The organism is Methanogenium sp. S4BF, assembly GCF_029633965.1.
Classification (GTDB): domain Archaea; phylum Halobacteriota; class Methanomicrobia; order Methanomicrobiales; family Methanomicrobiaceae; genus Methanogenium.
This window is the reverse complement of sequence record NZ_CP091277.1, coordinates 463497-482210: the sequence shown is the minus strand read 5'-3', so window position 1 is coordinate 482210 and position 18714 is coordinate 463497. Positions and strand designations below refer to the sequence as shown.

At 53.9% G+C, this 18714-nt stretch carries 16 protein-coding genes; 5 read left to right on the top strand and 11 right to left on the bottom strand.

Annotated features, from left to right (window positions below):
* Nucleotides 1-5: 5 nt before the first annotated feature.
* Nucleotides 6-983 carry a class I SAM-dependent methyltransferase gene (locus L1S32_RS02365; protein WP_278155791.1) on the bottom strand — a complete coding sequence of 326 codons (978 nt, stop codon included), beginning with the start codon at nucleotides 981-983 and terminating at the stop codon, nucleotides 6-8.
* A 26-nt stretch (nucleotides 984-1009) separates the two neighbouring features.
* Nucleotides 1010-1585 (bottom strand): FkbM family methyltransferase, encoded by a 576-nt coding sequence (locus L1S32_RS02360; RefSeq protein WP_278157121.1) that lies wholly within the window; start codon nucleotides 1583-1585, stop codon nucleotides 1010-1012.
* Nucleotides 1586-2216: 631 nt separating this feature from the next.
* Here L1S32_RS02360 and L1S32_RS02355 point away from each other — a divergent pair.
* Nucleotides 2217-3635 (top strand): flippase, encoded by a 1419-nt coding sequence (locus L1S32_RS02355; RefSeq protein WP_278155790.1) that lies wholly within the window; start codon nucleotides 2217-2219, stop codon nucleotides 3633-3635.
* A 58-nt stretch (nucleotides 3636-3693) separates the two neighbouring features.
* On the opposite strand, the gene L1S32_RS02350 is transcribed toward L1S32_RS02355, so the two are convergent.
* The 6 genes from L1S32_RS02350 to L1S32_RS02325 all read right to left on the bottom strand — a co-directional run bounded on the left by L1S32_RS02350 (nucleotide 3694) and on the right by L1S32_RS02325 (nucleotide 10161).
* On the bottom strand, nucleotides 3694-4986 hold the full coding sequence (locus tag L1S32_RS02350; RefSeq protein ID WP_278155788.1) for a glycosyltransferase family 4 protein: 1293 nt from the start codon (nucleotides 4984-4986) through the stop codon (nucleotides 3694-3696).
* A complete protein-coding gene (locus tag L1S32_RS02345; protein ID WP_278155785.1) occupies nucleotides 4979-6433 on the bottom strand; it encodes a nucleotide sugar dehydrogenase in 1455 nt (484 codons plus the stop codon). The genes L1S32_RS02350 and L1S32_RS02345 overlap by 8 nt, the downstream gene beginning before the upstream one ends.
* A complete protein-coding gene (locus tag L1S32_RS02340; protein ID WP_278155783.1) occupies nucleotides 6430-7341 on the bottom strand; it encodes a Gfo/Idh/MocA family oxidoreductase in 912 nt (303 codons plus the stop codon). Before L1S32_RS02340 ends, L1S32_RS02345 begins: the two co-directional genes overlap by 4 nt.
* A gap of 3 nt (nucleotides 7342-7344) precedes the next feature.
* A complete protein-coding gene (locus L1S32_RS02335) occupies nucleotides 7345-8433 on the bottom strand; it encodes a DegT/DnrJ/EryC1/StrS family aminotransferase (protein WP_278155781.1) in 1089 nt (362 codons plus the stop codon).
* Nucleotides 8430-9023 (bottom strand): N-acetyltransferase, encoded by a 594-nt coding sequence (locus L1S32_RS02330; protein WP_278157119.1) that lies wholly within the window; start codon nucleotides 9021-9023, stop codon nucleotides 8430-8432. The genes L1S32_RS02335 and L1S32_RS02330 overlap by 4 nt, the downstream gene beginning before the upstream one ends.
* A 202-nt stretch (nucleotides 9024-9225) precedes the next feature.
* Complete coding sequence (locus tag L1S32_RS02325) at nucleotides 9226-10161, bottom strand: NAD-dependent epimerase/dehydratase family protein (RefSeq protein WP_278155779.1); 936 nt, start codon at nucleotides 10159-10161, stop codon at nucleotides 9226-9228.
* Between the two features lie 103 nt (nucleotides 10162-10264).
* On the opposite strand from L1S32_RS02325, the gene L1S32_RS02320 reads away from it, so the two are divergent.
* From L1S32_RS02320 to L1S32_RS02305, 4 genes are all read left to right on the top strand, one after another.
* Nucleotides 10265-10447 (top strand): hypothetical protein, encoded by a 183-nt coding sequence (locus L1S32_RS02320; protein ID WP_278155778.1) that lies wholly within the window; start codon nucleotides 10265-10267, stop codon nucleotides 10445-10447.
* Between the two features lie 138 nt (nucleotides 10448-10585).
* The gene (locus L1S32_RS02315) at nucleotides 10586-11821 is read left to right on the top strand and encodes a metallophosphoesterase family protein (RefSeq protein WP_278155776.1); all 1236 of its coding nucleotides are present in this window, start codon (nucleotides 10586-10588) and stop codon (nucleotides 11819-11821) included.
* A gap of 1 nt (nucleotide 11822) precedes the next feature.
* Entirely contained in the window at nucleotides 11823-13892 is a 2070-nt protein-coding gene (locus L1S32_RS02310; protein WP_278155775.1) for an acetate--CoA ligase family protein, read from the top strand.
* Between the two features lie 216 nt (nucleotides 13893-14108).
* Nucleotides 14109-14900, top strand: a complete 792-nt coding sequence (locus tag L1S32_RS02305; protein ID WP_278155774.1) for a hypothetical protein — start codon at nucleotides 14109-14111, stop codon at nucleotides 14898-14900.
* 462 nt (nucleotides 14901-15362) lie between these two features.
* Here L1S32_RS02305 and L1S32_RS02300 read toward each other — a convergent pair whose 3' ends face one another.
* From L1S32_RS02300 to L1S32_RS02290, 3 genes are all read right to left on the bottom strand, one after another.
* Nucleotides 15363-16382, bottom strand: a complete 1020-nt coding sequence (locus L1S32_RS02300) for a proline iminopeptidase-family hydrolase (protein ID WP_278155772.1) — start codon at nucleotides 16380-16382, stop codon at nucleotides 15363-15365.
* Nucleotides 16383-16592: 210 nt separating this feature from the next.
* A complete protein-coding gene (locus L1S32_RS02295; protein ID WP_278155770.1) occupies nucleotides 16593-16967 on the bottom strand; it encodes a YigZ family protein in 375 nt (124 codons plus the stop codon).
* 1 nt (nucleotide 16968) lies between these two features.
* Entirely contained in the window at nucleotides 16969-18693 is a 1725-nt protein-coding gene (locus L1S32_RS02290) for an ABC-ATPase domain-containing protein (RefSeq protein ID WP_278155768.1), read from the bottom strand.
* Between the last annotated feature and the right edge of the window lie 21 nt (nucleotides 18694-18714).

Sequence of the window (18714 nt, the reverse complement as noted above, 5' to 3'; positions counted from 1 at the left end):
TCTTCTCAGATCCGTTTTTGGGCGCGCGCCTCTATCCCATTCCCAGCGATTTCGGTATGAATATTTAGCAGATCACACTCAGTTAATATCAATTTAATATCATCTTCACTTCTTAGGTGCTTATAATAATCAGTTAGGGTATCATGAGTATCCAATAATGCCCATTCAAATTGCAGTTTTTCACTCAGTTGTGGGTAGGAATCATGATAATCAACAACTGGTGATAGCTTTAAGAAAACAGAACGAACCATATTTATAGGTTTTATTGAATGATATTTCCAGAGAATCCTATGGATTGGCCAGATACATTTTGTAATCATTGTAACAATATCAAGTGATATTTCAGAGGGAAATTTGAGGCATAAAGCTCGGATTATTCTCCTGAATAGAGGTTGTGGGTATTCTAAGGAATAATGATCAATAATAAGTTGCCCACCAGGTCTAACATAAGAACATAATTTTTTAATTGTTTCTTCTGGATTGGGGGTGTGTTGTATTACTCCAATACACATTACAATATCAAAGGTTTCTACATCGAAAGGTAAGTGGAGGATATTTGCTTGGCAAACGCTGTAATCCGGATATTGAGAACAATTGTCATAATTTGCTTCAACTGCTGAGGATAGATCCAAAGCGGTTACATTCGCCCTCTCTGAAAGTAATATCTCAGTAAATCTACCCGCTCCGCAACCCGCTTCTAAAATATTCTTACCTATGAGATGCTCAAAAGATCCCCCCATCAAACGCCTTAATCTATCTCTGCTTATTGAAAGATTATTTATTGAATCGAGTTGTGTCTTTCTAAAAGCATTCCATTGAAGGCCAAATGACGATGAATAATTGTCATCTGTCACAAATCGTGGAATATTCCTTACAATAGGATATTTACATCCTTCAGGGCATTGATATTCATTATTATATGTATATTTCAGCGGCAATTTGTGTTTCGGGCAGAAATATTGAGTTTTTTCCATGTAATTCATTACTTTTTTCTGTAATTGTAATCAGCTTACATCTTTTTCGTGGCGACTACCAAAATATATTGATCGAACTCATTTGGTAATTTATGAGGTTTATGCACCAGATCTCTCCAAGGACCATACGTGTTAAAGCTCACTTCATAGTTCTCTTGCTTCAGAACCGTTAATATTTGGGAAAATTTGTCGACATTTGAATAATTAAGATGGCATTCAATGATAATATTTTCAATCATATGCATTTTATTCTGAATGTGTGGAATAACATCAAATTCTGCTCCCTCAATGTCAATTTTTAATAGGTCTATTGGACGGGCAATATACTGAGATAGATCTATAGTTTTAACAATCGCTGTTTTATCATCCTCAGCTTCACCATCTAATAACCTGCCACCATCTGCACCTTCACAAAGAAAACTCATTTCCCCATTTGCTGTCCAAACAGCAGCTTCTATTGCATTGATATCAGAGTCACAATTTTTCTCTAAATTTTCCATTAATGTCCGATATACGATTGGGTCTGGTTCAAAACAAGTAATAATTGCATTTGGATAATCTTTTTTATAATTCAGAACACTGATTCCAATATTAGCTCCACAATCAACTATGACTGGATTATCCTTCTTTGTTTGAAAGTTATTCCACTTTTATTACTAATATTTCAATAGATGAAGCAAGCGACGGGCCATCCATATAATGGATATTCCATCCCATAATATGAACATCTCCTTGCCTGAAACGTTCAGAATGCTTCAGTTTTCTTAATTTGTACATTATTAAAAGATTTTGGAGCGGCCTGAGTGTTGAGGACATATTATTGTAATCCATTATTCTTGTTCCCCTTGTCACAATGCATATTCATTTTCATATCTGATGGCCCGACCTCAGGGTAATTTGCCTGAAACCAATGTGGCTCCCGTTTGTATGCGTTATGTTGGGTTGTATATATGTTTGTTTATTACACCATTATTTTTCAAACATATTCAGTAGTATGACGAAAGTTCTGTAAATAGAATATGCCCGATACCCAATATTGATTGGAACAAGAATGTACAGGTCAATAATACCATATGAGTTATTAGAAGATAATTTACCGACAATGATAAGGGGATGAGGAGAGCCTGTCCATCCAATACCCAAAGGGCATTGCTTAATCATTTTCATGCCCTATGATCTTCTGTGTTCCCGGCCCAAAGTTTCGCCCGCCTTATGGGTATTGATCCAATCCGACGGCATAGCTTGATCAGTTTTATCTCCACAATTATTCTGACCACCATCGGCTTTGTGGCCACCATGTATTTTGCCCATATCCTAGGAAAGACTTCATACGGAATTTATGCCCTTTTTCTTGCATATTTCGGAATTTTTAACCTTATTGGAGACGGCGGATTCGGTGGTGCAGCGGTAAAACGGATATCGGAAGAAAAAGAACCTGATGAATACTTTTCCGCATTCATTGTTCTAAGAATTATTCTCTTAGTGGTTTCGGCAGCGGTCGTGTTTGTGATGCAACCTCTGCTTGTGGATCTTCTTGGCACGTCGGGAATGATTTACTGGTTGATTTTTGCCCTTGTCGCCGGAGTATTACATGGGATTACCACAAACGGGGTGTATGGCACTGGCATGGTGGGTATAAATCAGACCAGCTGTATCATCAACGATGTTACCCGCGTCATCTTCCAGGTATGTGCCGTATTTTTCGGCTTCGGTGTGGCAGGACTTGCGGGGGGATTTACCGCAGGAATATTTGTAAGCGGGCTGACTTGCCTGCCATTCCTCAGACTCCATCTTACCCGATTCAAAATCACGCATATACAAAACCTTCTCGCATTCTCATTCTGGATATTCCTTTCAGGAAGTGGCGTCATCATATTCTCATACGCCGACACCATCCTTATTGGCCACTTCTTGACGCCCGCAGATGTCGGTATTTACCGGATTGCCTTTCAGTTCACCGCTGCCGCCACCTTTACGACATTTGCTCTCCGAACCACCCTGTACCCAAAGATCAGCCGGTGGCATGCGGAAGGCTCCCTCAACCTTATCACCCCCACCCTTGCCCGCTCCTTCACCTACTCCCTCATCCTCGCCGTCCCGGTCGCTGTTGGCGGCTGGATACTTGGCGACCGTCTCCTCTACTTTTTTTATGGCGCAGGCTTTGCCGAAGGGGCAACAGTCCTCGCCATCCTCCTCCTCGTACAGATCGTCAATGTATTCATGTTCCTTCAGACGATGTGCCTCAATGCCATCAATCGACCCCGCCAATCATTCTATGCCACCGGAACCGCAGCGGTCGTGAATATCGCTCTTGACCTTGCCCTCATCCCCCTCATTGGGATTGAAGGAGCAGCGATTGCCACACTGGTAACGATGCTTGTCAACGCCACAATCGCCCATCACTACCTCTCACAGCAGGTTTCGGTCCGCATTGAGCGCGGCCCTACTTTTCACATCCTCCTCGCGGCAGGGGCGATGGCCGTTGTGATTCTTCTGTTCAGGCTTCTCATACCTCTCTCCAGTATCTTCCTTGTCCTGGCTGCCGTTGCCATGGGGGGGGTCGTCTACGGTCTTGTACTCATGAAGACCGACCATGGCATTCATGACGAGATCCATGACCTTGTGGTGCAGCTCGGGATCCCATTGCCAAAATGGCTTTGAGTCCCTTCTCATTAACATTAATGGCAGACAATTTCTTTGAGAAAACCATTATATCCCGTTATAATCCATTCATATTCTGATAAATTTCCCGAATCTCCTGTACAACATTTCCCCATGAATACCGTGATGAAAACGCAGTAATTTCAGAAACATCCCAATCCCTTTCTAGAGAATTAGCAATTGCTGCAGCAAGACATTCCGGATCGCGTGGGGAACATAACAATCCATTTTTGTCGGGCAAAATTAGCTCCTCACTTCCCCCATTACATGTCCCTACAACAGGTTTCCCGCAGGCCATCGCTTCTATCTGTACAATCCCAAAACTCTCCATCAGACTTGGCAACACAAACACATCACAGGCATTCATCCAGAGTGGGATCTCCTCGTGCGGCTTACCACCCGCGAGAAATACCGACTCTTCCATACGGGTCGCTTCTATCTGCTCCTCCAGTGCTGACTGCAAAAAACCTGAACCAACAATGACACAGAACATATCAGCGCGCTGTTTGCTCAGGCGCTCCATCGCTTCGATGAGATATCTGTGCCCCTTCACGTCAACAAGATTCCCAACGGTCAGTATGATTTTTTTATCCCGGGGAAGACCCAGTATTTTCCTGCACTCATCCCTGTCCCGTGGATAAAAGAGATCGTCTGAGAACCCGTTTGGGATCACAGTAACCGGGGTGGTGATGCGAATTTTCTCCAGACAGGTCTGGTTTTTTTTGCTTACCGTAATGATTCGGTCAATACTATTGAGAGCAATTTCTACACGTCGTTGCCAGATCTGGTCACGGAAAGGGAGTTCATAGACATCATAGCCATGTGCCGTCACAACGCAGGGAACATGATATTTCTTCTTCAGTAACTGCGCAATTTTGGCAGAAGGCCAAACGAAGTGGGCGTGAACAAGGTCAAATGTAATCATCTCCTTTTCTATCAGAGTTTGAACTGCAGAGGCACGAGTGTCAAAATAAATACGACTAAGATTCAGCTTCCGGTAAGCGGGCCACGGGATATACAAGGAACGCGGATAAAAAACACGGACATTGTCGTAGGTGTAATTATGGCAGAGTTTGTCATCCGGGAAACGACCCGCAGAGAAGAGAACAGGAGTGATGACAATAACCTCCTTAAAATTCTGTTTCAGCGCATCAACCTGATTTTTTACAAAAACACCACCGAAATATGAACCATCCTCATTCGGATAATTCGGCGTGATGACAAGAAGCCTTTTATTGGTGAAATCGCCGGCATCCACTGTATTTCCATCAGGTTCTGATATTCCGCTCATCATAATCTCAGCCAACAATTCCACAAAATTTCTGCAATCGAATCCCCGCACATCACCCATCAATCACATGCCGATTCTTATCCCCTCTCCCAATCCCCTTATACACAAACCCTTCCGCAATCCATGCATCCGGCTCCGCAACATTCCGTCCGTCCACCAGCACCGGGTGGCTGCATCCGCAGTGTGCCTTCACTTCTGCCGGGACCAGGGTCCGGTATTCCTTATGACCCGCAAATATGACAACCGCATCGGCTCCCTGCAGGACCGCATCAAGGTCACGGGTGATGTTCGCACCCTCCGGCACATCCGGTGCCGTCTCCGGGTCAACCCACGGGTCGTGGATGCGAACCCCGGCACCTGCCGCAACGGCCGCCTGATAGAACGGTTCAGCTGGTGTGTTCCGGGCATCGTCCGAGTCATTGAGAAACGCCCAGCCCAAAAGCGCAATCTGTGCGCCGCGGATATCCTTCCCCACGCGGGCCAGCGCATCCTTTGTCAGGGTCAGCATATGCGCAGGCATAAAATCATTAATCCCGCGGGCCAGCACAAAGAGCGACTCCCGCCCCTCGGGGTAATCAAGCGGTTCTGCTGCCACGACCGAGACACCCCGCTCGAGATGATAGGTATCTTTTGTGAGACAGTGACCGCCGACGCCCGCACCGGGCCAGAGGATGGCCCGGGTGATCCCCTCGCCCTTCAGGGAGTCAACACCCGTCCGGACATCATAGACATTGATGCCCATTGCCTCACAATAAAGCGCAAGCTCGTTCACCGCAGCAATCTGGAGGTCACGGAAGGTGTTCTCCGCCGTCTTCGTCACCTCTGCTGCGGTCGCACTCATCGGGATGAGCTTAGCCTTCGTTAAAACCGGCCCGTAGAGTTCACAGGCGCGCCGGGTACATACCTCATCAATCCCACCGACAATGCGGTCATGCTCCCGGATATTCTGCAAAAGCCTTCCGACCATCACGCGCTCCGGGGCATGGGCGAGGCCGAAGTCCTCACCTGCGACGAGCCCCGACTCCTCCTCCAGAATTGCGCGGGCCATCCCCGTCGTGGTGCCGGGGGTAATGGTGGACTCCAGCACCACCAGCGTGCCGGGGGTCAGATAACGGCCCACATTCCGGATGCCGTCGGTGAGCGGGGTGAAATCAGGAATCAGGTCTTTGGGATTCTTAAACGGTGTCTGGATGGCAAGCGTCACCGCGTCGCATTCTGCAATCTTCGAGAAGTCTGCGGTGCACACAAACTTGTTTTCGGAAACGACCTTTGCAATCAGGTCCTCAAGGCCCGGCTCCTCGCCTTTCAGGGGGCTTTCTCCTGCATTCAGCATCGTAATCTTATACCCCGAACTCGACGAGTCGCGCTGGAAGCCGTACACCTGAATGAATTCCGGTGCATCCGCAAAGAGCATGGCTGCAGGAATCCCCACATACCCCATGCCGATGACACCGATGGTCCTGATGGGCCCGCGCTCCCGGAAGAGCTGCTGCAGCTTCTCACTCATAGCCGCATCGCCCCGGTAATTTCCTCACATATGCGAACATTCTCCACACCCTGCTCCGGGGTGACGGGGAAAGCCTTCCCCGTCCGTGCGCACTCGATAAAGGTCAGCAATTCGGTCCGGAGAGGCTCGACCTTGCCCACCATCACCTTCTCGGTGATATTCTCCTGCACATAGCGTTCGGCCTCCTGATGGTAATGCTCCGGCTTCCGGTAGACATACACCTCCTGGCTCATGAAGTCGCCTTCGATGGTGAAGTCCTCCTCCTCAATCCGGATGAGCCTGATCTTCTTTGATGCCTTGCGTGAGGCGGAGAGATAAACCGGCGTCTGGCCGAAATCAAAGAGGGCCCCGCAGACATCAAACGACCCGCAGGCATTCACCGTGTATTCACTGTCAAAGAGGGCATTGAAGACGATGTCGATGTCGTGGATCATCAGGTCCTCTACTACCGATGACCCCGTCACGCGGGCAGATGCCGGGTTGTGCCGGTTTATTTCCACGTAGAGAGGGTCTCTTGCGATACGCTTAATTTCAGGGATAATCGGGTTGAACCGTTCGATATGCCCGACACCCACCACACAGCCGTCCGGAATGCTCTCTAAAAGCTCGGCGCCTTCTGCTGCGGTGAGGCATATCGGCTTTTCAACCAGCATATGCACCTCTGCTGCAAGCACCTCCTTTGCCGTATTGCAGTGGTACGGCGTCGGCACACAGAGGCTCACCGCATCCACTGAGCGGAGGAGCTCTTCCATCGACTCCGCATAATTCACATTATTCTGTTCCGCCACACTGCGTGCCACCGCAGTATCCAGATCATACACCCAGACCGAGTCTGCGGCCTTCAGCTCAGAATAGACACGGACATGGTTTCTGCCCATGATTCCCGTTCCGATTACACCGACATCCATCTCTTACCACTCCGCCCCGTTTATTGTCTCAACAATATAGGCACACTGCTCTTCAGTCACGCCCGGATGCACCGGCAGGCTCAGCACCCGTCCGGATGCATCATCTGAAACGGGACACCGCACATTTGGATCACCTGCATAGAGCGGCTGGCGGTGCACCGGCATCGGGTAGTGCACGGCAGAGCCTATGTCCTTCTCCCGCAGGAAGGCCATCAGCGTCTCACGATCGGTGGGGAAGGCATCTGTCACCTCGGTTACATACTGATGGAAGACATGCGTGCACCCGGTGCGGATGACAGGCGTCTTCAGCCCGAACGCATCCAGATGCTTCGTATAATACGCGGCGTTCGCCTGCCTTTTACGGTTCATTGCATCCAGCTTTCTGAGCTGCACCCGGCCGATGGCAGCACCGATGGAGGTCATCCGGTAGTTATAGCCCAGTTCGGTGTGAAGGTACTTGTCACTCTGGCCGTGGTTTGCAATCCTCCGGCACCGGTCTGCAAGAGCAATGTCATTCGTGGTCACCAGCCCGCCTTCTCCGGTCGTCATATTCTTGGTCGGGTAGAACGAGAAGCACCCGGCAGCACCGAACCCGCCGACCTTCTTTCCCTTATACATCGCTCCGTGCGCCTGGGCGCAGTCCTCCACCAGGTGGACACCGGCATCTGCACAGATCTCAGCAACCGGTTCCACCGCAAACGGCTGGCCAAAGAGATGAACACCGATTACCGCCTTTGTCTTTGCATTCAGGTGCTCGGTGACCTCTTCGGGGTCGATGGTGTAGCAGTCTTCGTCCACGTCGGCCATCACCGGTTTTGCTCCGCACATGCTCACACTCGTCGCAGTTGCAATGAAGGTGAAGGCAGGGACAATAACCTCATCGCCGGGCCCGATGCCAAGGGCCAGCAGGACCGCATGCAGTGCCGCCGTCCCGGAGTTCATGCCGACCGCAGAATCCACCCCGCAGTATCCGGCAAACTCCTCTTCAAACAGCGCCACCTCAGGCCCCGTCGCAAGCATGCCGGTGCGCATCACCGCGGCAACGGCCTCGATCTCATCCTCACCCACTGCGGGTTTTGCGACCGGAATCATTGCCGGGCCCCCGCGGGCAGGTCACGCAGCCGTGCCGGTGTCCCGACGGCAAGCATCCGGGGCGGCACATCGTGCGTCACTACCGCACCCGCTGCGACAAGGGCTCCCTCGCCGATCACGACACCCGGAAGAATCGTGGCGTTCGCACCGATGGAGGCACCTTTCCGAATCACCGGCCCCTTCAGGTTATCCCCGCCATGCGGCGGGTAAGGGTCATTGGTGAGCACCGCATTCGGGCCGATAAAGACGTCATCTTCGATGACGACCCCGGTCGGGATGTAGACAAGGCTCTGGAGACTCACATTGTTCCCGATAATGGTATTTCCCTCGATGATGGTGTTCGTCCCGACGGAGACGCCATCACCAATGGTTGTCTTCTCCCGGATCATCACGTTGTGTCCGGTTGAGAAGTTGTTCCCGACCACCACATCGGCATACAGAATCGTCCCCGACCGGATAACCCCGTTCGCACCGATGGTCGTCCCCGGAAACTCCTCTTTCCCCAAATACTCACGTGACGGAAAGCCAAGCACGACCCCGTCTGCGATTACGACATTTTTTCCGACCACATTTTTTCCGTATATTATGATACCACCACCATGTCAGTCAACACCCGGTATTTTGTATACAAGTATCTGATGATGATATAAATAACAGATGATTATCGGGGGGCATACCCTGCACAGACGATCCGACCGATGCATTGCGTTCGCATAACCGGTCGCTTTCACCCGAGAGGGTTTGATTTATCAGAAGAGCAGAAAAACGGGGGCCGTTTTCAGGGCAGACGGCTCATTCTGCGGTGCCGCGGGACCACGCAATCGTTTCTGAAAGGCCGTCTCTGAGGCTGCATGCAGCAATCTTCCCGATGGTCGCCTCAAGCCTTGCCGTATCCGCAAGGGAGCGGTGGATGTCCCCCTCCCGTGGCGCGTCATACGTAATATCACAGGAGTTCCCTGTGGACTCCATAATCACTGCCGCAAGTTCGTTCAGGGATGTCTCCTGCCCCCCGGCAACATTCAGGATACCGCAATACTCAAATGCCATCACCCGCATATTCGCCCGGACCACATCACCCACATAGATGAAGTCCCGCGTCTGCGTTCCGTCGCCATAGATTGTGATGGGCTCTCCGGCACCGATACGGTTAATAAAGATTGATATCACGCCGGAATACGGCGATGAGGGATCCTGCCGCGGACCGTAGACATTGAAGTAACGCAGACAGGCCGTCTCCAGCCCGTAGAGATCAGTGAAGAGGCATGCATAATATTCGTCCATCAGCTTCTGTGCTGCATACGGGGACTGCGGCCGGGGCGGTTCTGTTTCTTTCAGGGGGAGATTCGGGTTGTCACCATAATTTGCGGCAGACGAGGCGAGCACCACCTTCCGGACGCCCGCATCCCGTGCGGCAACAAGCACATTCAGGGTGCCGTCCACATTGACCGCATTTGACCCTACCGGATCGGCCACCGACTTCGGCACCGAAGCGATGGCTGCCTCGTGAAAGACACCATCTGCACCGGCACATGCCTGCCGCACAAAGGAGAGATCCGTGATGCTGCCGTCACAGACCGTCACCTGATCAAGGTCCTTTGCCCACCGGAGATTCTCCTGCTTCCCGGTGGAGAAGTCATCCACAATCACAACTGTATGGCCTTCCTGTGCCAGCGCCTCTGCCAGATGGGAGCCAATAAAGCCGGCCCCGCCGGTGACAACATACCGCATATAAAATTTCTATATCATTCATCCTTAGAATAGGTGCCGAAACACCCCCACACGGTGAAGAACCGCCCCTTTAATCCGGAAGAAATCAAATATGGTTCTTACCATGTCCAGAGTAGTCCGTATCCAAGAGGACGCCATCGATATCGCCCTCTCCTACGGCCCCACCATATCAGAGGGCATCCGTGCGATGGAGACACGCCTGAAACAGTCCAAACGGAACCGGTTCGATATCGAGGCGGTCCGTATAGCCATCCGTGAAGAGCTGGAGTCGTTCGGCAGGTATTAACGGAGGATATCGGCTCAGGCCGGTATGGAAAAACCCTGAAATAGGCCACCATTAGCCGTAAAGGAACACAGACAGAATAGTAACATAATGTTACATAGACACATACATCAATAGTTACATTCAGTAACACCCGATCCCATGCACCAAAAATCCCCAGAACACGCCATTGTCTGCCCGCTCTTTGCCGAGTGGAAACTCACGGACGCGGCCCGTGAATTCGGTGCAACGCTGGGCATCCCGGACATCACCCCCGCCACACGGATACCCCTGCACCCCTCTCTCACCGGTGACCCCACAGCACACCGGACGGACACCCGGTACCTCCCTTTCACCATCACCGGATGGCACCGCACCCGCCGGGGCTGCCGGTTCGTCTTCGGGATAAACGCCGAAACAGCATATCACCCGGCCACAGGCACTCCGTCTTCTCCGCCCATACCACAGACCCCGGTGCACCTTCCCGTCACCCCACCCGAAGGATATTTCACCACCCTTCGGAGAATGCACCGGCACGGCCTTCCCCTCACACAATCCGAATCCCTCATTGCAGGGGCTCTCGCAGCAGTCTTCGACAGACGGCCGGCACAGAAAAAACACCGCTGCCGCCCGCTTCTCCTCACCACCGATGCAACCCGTATCGCTCTCCCTGAGGGAGAGATATATGACCTCCCGCTCGGCCGCCGTCTCAGTCCGGAAGAGGCCGCCTCAGAAGGGGTTCTCAGGCAGTCCCACACCGCGTACCGGATAGCCCGTGGCTATGAATGCACCGAAACCTGCCACTCCGCAGCACCGGAGACCTTCCTGACAGCAGACCTCCACCTCGGGCACAGGAATGCCATCAGCTATTACTGCCGGCCGTTCCTCCCGGACGACACCGCTGCGATGGACCGCATCCTCACCGCCAACTGGAACCATACCGTCAGCCCGAACGACCGGGTCATCTTCGCAGGCGACTTCACCTACAAGGCAGACCGGGAGACGACAGCGGGATACCGGTCACGGCTCAACGGCAGCGTCACCTGGATAGAGGGAAACCATGACACCTGCCTCGAAGGCACCGGTCCGTCCCACACGTTCACTGCAGACGGCAGGGAGTTTCTCGTGATCCACAACCCGAAACATGCCCCTGCCGGATACCGGGGCTGGGTGATACACGGCCACACGCACAACGCCCGCCTCGGGAAATATCCTTTCATCAGTTTCACCACCAAAACCGTCAACATCTCAACCGATGTCACCGGTTACCGCCCCGTTCCCCTGACAGAAGTGCTCGCCCTCATCAACGCAGGAGAGGCAACGGGCCGTACCGCACCCATTCTCACCCGGGAAATCCCGGCCGCAACAGATATCACGCCTGTGGCTCCATCCTCATAGTATGACTGAGGCCCCCCGCTTCCTGAGCGAGACTGAGAGCTATGCACTTCTGAGAGAGTACGGCATTCCCGTTCCCCGGTACGCGGTCGTCTGTTCCGCAGAAGAGGCAGTCGCGGCAGCAGAGAGCGTCGGCTATCCCTGTGTGGCGAAGGTCATCTCCCCCGCCATCACGCACAAGTCAGATGCCGGCGGGGTGCAGACGAATATCAATACCGCTGAAGAGCTGACCGCAGCGATTGCCGGCATCCGGACAAATATCCGCGAACGGGCACCGGATGCATCAATCACCGGTTTTGTCATTGAAGAGCAGGCACCGGCGGGCCTCGAACTCTATATCGGCGGGAAACGAGACCCGGCATTCGGACCGGTCATAACCTTCGGCACCGGGGGCACCCTCGTCGAACTGGAGCACGACATCACCATGCGGGTCGCGCCCGTCTCACAGGAGGAGGCGGCAGGGATGATCCACTCCATCCGCCACTACCCGCAGATTGCAGGCTACCGCGGCACCGCCCCCCTTGATGAGGCGGCGCTCAACGATGTTATCCAAAAGGCATCGACCCTCCTCATCAGCCGTCCGGAGGTGGCAGAACTTGACATCAACCCCCTTATTCTCACCGAAGACGGCCTCTGTGCGGTGGACGCCCGGGTCCTCATCCGGCCGCCCGCCCCCACTCAGACCGCATCCCACCCCCCGCTCCCGGATGATCTCTTTCGGGTCTCACGTATCGCGCTGGTCGGCGCCTCGGCAAACCCTGAGAAAATAGGCTACGCGGTCCTCAGGAACCTGCTCTCATTCCACGGCACCGTCTACCCGGTGAATCCGAAAGGCGGCGAAATCTTCGGCAAGACCGTCTACCACACGCTTGCAGACGTTCCCGAACGGCCGGACGCAGTCATCATCACCGTCCCCAACACCATCGTCCCGCAGGTGATGCGTGAGGCAGGCATTCGCGGCATCCCGCTTGCCGTGATCATCACCTCCGGCTTCCGGGAGGCAGGAACAGAGGGGGCCATCCTCGAACAGGAGGTCGAGGCGATTGCACAGGAATACGGCATCCGCTATACCGGCCCCAACTGCCTCGGCCTGCAGGTGCCCCGCCTCTCCCTGAATGCCACCTTTGACCCAAAATCACCCAAAACCGGCCATACTGCATTCATCTCACAGAGCGGCGCAATTATCACGACCCTTGTTGACTGGAGCCTGTCGCGTGACATCGGGTTTTCGGCCGTATACTCGGTCGGCAACCAGACCAATATCGACTTCGTCGACTACATCCGGCTTGCGGCAGCAGACGACTACACCCGCACCATCGTCCTCTACATCGAAGAGATCCGCGACGGCAGGCGTTTCTTTGAAGAGGCAGCGAAGGTTACCTCAAAAAAACCGGTCATCGCCATCAAGGCGGGCCGGTCTGCCGTGGGCCAGAAGGCGGCGGCCTCCCACACCGGCTCCCTTGCGGGGAGTTATGCGGTCTACGAAGCCGCCTTCCGGCAGGCAGGCATTATCACCGCACAGAACCTCTCGAATGCCTTCAGCCTCGCGATGCTCCTTGGTTCAGAAGGGTATCCGAAAGGAAAACGGGGAGTGGTCATCTCCAGTGCCGGCGGATTCTGCGTTCTCGCATCGGATTATGCAGAGCAGCATGGCATCCGGATGGTTCCCCTCTCAGACACCCTGCTCGCAGAGATGAACTCCTTCATGCCGGAAGGATGGAGCCGACAGAACCCCGTTGATATGGTCGGGGACGCCGGAGTTCACCGCTTCGCGCTCTCATTCGACGCCCTCATCCGCCATCAGGATGAATGGGACATCGCTTTTGTGATATCGGTGCCGACCGCAATCATCGACCCCGTCCACCTTGCAACCGAGATGGCACGGTTCTCCCGCCACACCGACAAGATGGTCGTCGGATGCCTGCTTGGGGGGGAGAGCATGACAGCAGGCGTGCGAGTCCTCCGGGAGGCCGGCATCCCGAACTTTGAGGAGCTCGAAGATGCCTTCCGGGCTGCAGGTGCTGCCGTGCGGCGGGAAGAGGAGCTGAATTCAGAGAAAAATGCTCTTCGCTGAATTAAACGGGTACACAACCAGTCCCCCTATTATTTCACCCGTTCTCATGCAGTCGTTCCGAAGAAGAGAAAATCACAAAAATTACCTGAAATATCAGATGAATACCGGTATTCACCTCTAATATCGGTAAAATCCTATTCCAGACACTTTCGGATGAAACATTCCCCACAACCGGCAGAATTATTATTATTTTCCGCCAAGGCTCATATGAAGACTATGCCGTTCATTTACTATGGTCAGGGTGTGTCCGGGTATTATGAGGACTTTCTCGAGCGCCTGATGTCCCATCTTGCTCTCGAGGGAACAGAGGTAACCAGTGAGTCACGCCAGGAGGAATCGGCACGGATGGGTGTCCGCCGGACGGGGGAGGAAGGCATGCTTGAGGTCAGGGTCGACGGAGAAAATGTCAAAGTCACCTACACCGTCACCCGTGAGAAGCGTGAGGTAAAACGGGGGATGATGGGCGCCATTGCCGGAGCGGGCCTCGGTGGCATCCTCGGCAGCGTCCTTAACCGCGACGGGGAAGGCATCGGTGATGCCGTCAGCGGCGCCCTCGGGGGTGCGGCCGCCGGCGGGGCATATGAGGCATATTATGGATATGAGGACTCCCGTCAGGACAGGACTGCATTCGCCGCCCTTCTTGCAGAGAAGGTCAAAGAGGTGGAGGATGAACTCCAGTATATCATAGAGGGGCAGGAGGAGGCAAAAGAGGCGCTCCGTGAACGCAGCCGTGAGAGAAAGGCTCAGGAGCAGGAGAAGGAAGAGGAGATGAGGACATCCCTTGAGGATGCCTACGGAGATCTCCTTGCCCTGCAGGAAGAGGTGGACATCCTCGAAGAAGAGGGGCGGAATGTCGGGAAGGCAAGGAGCAGGGCAGAACGTGCGGAGAAACTCTACCTGGAGGCGGAAGAGGCATGTGATGCAGGGGATTATACAAAATCCCGGACAAAACTGAAGGCCGCAGCCTCGATGATCGAGAGTGCGCAGACGATGCTCAGTGAGGAATGATCCCCTCTTTTGGGGGGGAGTCGCGATTCCGTGTGGGTTGAAAAATCTGCACCGGAATGAACGCACCATCTACGGGATCATCGAACCGAAGGGATCATATGTTATTCAGAGTTCTTCATGAAAACCCGTAATTTTACATCAATTCCATTTTCAGCACTATATTGGAGAAAAGGGGCGCCAGCCCATTCCCCTGCGGCCCATCACATGATGGGAGAGTCTGGCAGGGAGGGGGCACCCCCTCCCCTGCCTTTTCATTCAGGATACAAATCAACCACATGAAACAGTGGTGACCGCCTGTTCCATGCAGTGAGAGCGATATTATTTGTTTCACAATGACCGCGATATTCACACGCCAAATGTGGAGAGGAGTTTTCGGTTTTCATGCACCTTCCGTTCTGACAGATTTCCGACACTATGGGGAAAGATTGTCATCAGACGAAACCCATCTCCTGTCAACAACGATCACTCATTGCTCAGATGATCTTCCGAGCGCCTGAGGAATTCACGGACAACAGAGAGATATTCATCCGTCTTCTCAATATGGTGCATATGCGAGGCATCCTCGAATATTATCAGTTCCGAGCCGGGCAGCATGCTCAGATAATAGGCAGTCGACTCCGGTGTTGCCTCATCATATCGCCCGCAGGTAAAGAGCACAGGCACAGAGATTTCATGAAGATTCGGACTCTGGTCAAAGTCCTTCAGTGTCCCCGCCATCGTGAACTCACTCGGGCCCCACATATACGTATAGACGCCGACACCCATCTTTTCAAACGTCCGGTTCATGGAGTCGGGCCATTCCTCAAGACGGCAGAGATGCAGGAGATAGTACGTCATCATTGCATCCTGATATTCCGGTGAACTGAAATTTCCGGTCTCTTCGCATGCGAGGATGGTGGTTCTCTCTTTTTCCGGCAGTTCTGTAAGATACTGCCGCTGATCTGCTTCCCACCGTTTAACAGAGAGGCAGGGCGCTGAAAAGATGAGGCTTGTGACCCCGGCAGGTTTTCTTGTAATCATATATTCAGAAACAAGCGTCGTTCCCCACGACTGCCCGAGAATATGAACCTCTCCGGGAGACAGCGCTGCCCGCACCTGCTCGAGTTCATCAACGAACCGCCCGATTGTCCAGAGGGAGGGATCATCAGGACACGGTGAATTTCCGCAGCCAAGCTGGTCATAGAATATCACCGGCCGCTCATTTGCCAGCGCTTCAAGAGGCTCCAGATAATCGTGCGGTGCTCCGGGACCTCCGTGGACAACAATTAACGGAATACCGGGCCGGTCTGCTCCTGCAATCCGGTACCATACCTTACCGCCGGTAACGGTGACGGTACCCTCCTGCACCTGAGGAGATGCAGATGAAGACGCTCCTGATGCTTTTCCGGACTGAGCCGTGCATCCCGAAAAAACAACGAATAATGAGAGGATAATACATACCACAAGAGATCCGGGCAGATGATCAGGGAATCGGGGAGCCATAAAATGAGATTCTTTTTTTCAGATGAAATATCTGCCGAAAGGGTGGAGAACAGAATGGGGATGGTTTCGAAAATCGTCTTCAGCAGTGATTGGTATCACCGGTCCAAAATGCAGAACGTCAGCCGGATGATCAGATTTCCGTTCAAAAATCCCTGAGTCTTCTCAGAAAAACCCTGATTCATTCACACTCCACAAAAGAGAGGTGCCCGCCTATCCCCTCACGGCCTCCGCCACCGCCTCTGCTGCCGCATCCCGGAATGCCCGCGAGACATTCCCCGGCCCGAGTTTGATGCCGCCGAAGATGCGGGAGACAACGATGAGATGGGACGAAAACTCCTCCCGCTGCAGCATCTGCAACAGCACCTGCCCCGGCCGCCCTACCTCACCGTCACTCCCGAAGAGTTCCTGACAACCCGAGGGAGACGTTAACCGGGCGGCATAACAGTGGTGAGCAGCCTTGCGGTAGACCTTCCGGTGCTGCTCACGAACCTCCTGCACATCCTCAACAGATGAGACCGCATAGAGATGGGCGTAAAACCGGGACATTTTCACCACCAGCAGTGCTGCCCCCTTCTCCTCCCACATCCTACCGCCCGCCCTGCACGGCACGCAGCGTGCGCATGCGGTTGACTGCCATCAGGAGCTCCAGCGAACGGAATGCTGCATAATCCCCCCGTTTTCGTGAGGAGAGCACATCAAGCCCCTGCTCTTCGATATCCTGCATCACCCGCGCCGCCACCTCTGCTGCAGTGGCTGACCCGTTCATATACCGGACCGCATACCAGATGGCGTCCCCGATGGCACGGGTCTGGCTCTCTGACACGATCTGTTCAACGAGGGTGCAGTCAATATCAGTCGTCCCGAAGGAAATCATCCCTTTGCCGCGTGCCTGAATCCGCACAGCCCGCTTTCCTTTGGCAGGCGAGAACGAACGGGCGTCAGGGATCCGCTCCTGCCAACGCGGAAACGGCTGATCGGTCTCGCAGGCCCGGCCGGTCGGGTATGCTGCCGCGACTTCCCGTGCCTTGTCCGTGACCAGATACGGGCGGTAGGCATCCATACAGATGACCGTATCCGCCACATCGAGGTAGTCCCCCGACCCGCCGATGACAATCGCCGAGGAGACACCACATTCCGTGAAGAGCTCACGCACCCGGTCGATATAGGGGGTGATGGGCTCATGCTCCTTTGCGATTAATGCCTGCATCCTCCGGTCGCGGATCATGAAGTTCGTGGCGCTGGTATCCTCATCGATACAGAAGAGGCGGGCGCCGGCTTCGAGCGCCTCCATGATATTGGCCGCCTGCGACGTGCTCCCGCTTGCGTCCGCTGAAGAGAAGGAACGCGTATCTCTTCCGCCGGGAATACCGGTGATGAAAGGCGAGATATCCACCGCCTCCACCCGCCTGCCGTCTTCGGCGCGAATCTTCACTGCCGCCGGGTCGCTCACCACATACTCACGCCCGTCACCGGGGATGTGGGTATACACCCCGGCCGTAAGGGCGGCAAGCAGGGTGGACTTGCCGTGGTATCCGCCCCCGACGATAAGAGTCACACCGGCAGGAATGCCCATCCCGGTCAGTGCTCCCGCATTCGGCACATCCATCTCCACACGGAGGGCAGAGGGTGCTGCAAACGGCACCACATCTGCGCCCTTCATCGGCCGGTCAGAGGCCCCGCTCTGCCGCGGCAGCACGGCACCATCGGCAACAAATGCGACAAGACCCCGCTCTCTCAGTGCACCACGGAGCACATCAGCATCCTCTGCAACCCCGACATGATGATACAGCTGAGATAAATCATGCGCACGAGCAGACAGAGACGCCGCGACTATCGCCGGCAGACGCTCAAAGAAGATCTCTTCAGCCTCCCGCCCGGCAATCCTGCGCCCATAGGCAGGCAGACCCACAACACAGCGCCCTTCTATCCCGGAATCATCAATACAGACTGAGGTCCGTTCCAGGATCTCCTGCCCCGGCTTATCCATTGCGATAAGGCCACTCTTCCCGCTGCCAGACATCCCCCTGCGTCTTTCTGCCGCCGCACAGAAGGCGCGGGTGAGATAATCGCAGAGCCCCCGGCGGCGCGGGGTGGTATGCCACAGATCGCGGGCAAACCCGGCCGCTTCAGGGTCAACCAGAACCCGCACCCGTGAAGGTGAGGCAAACGGGTCTTTCTGGACATGGTCGATACTGAGGAGAAACGTATCGAACCGGTATTGCCCCCTGATATCACCATAGTGCCCGTAGCCCTTCCCGTCTATGCGGCGAAGAATCTGCCGGAGGGTCTCTGCAGGCTGAATCGCGGTCATACAAAAAAGATTCTGCGGGAG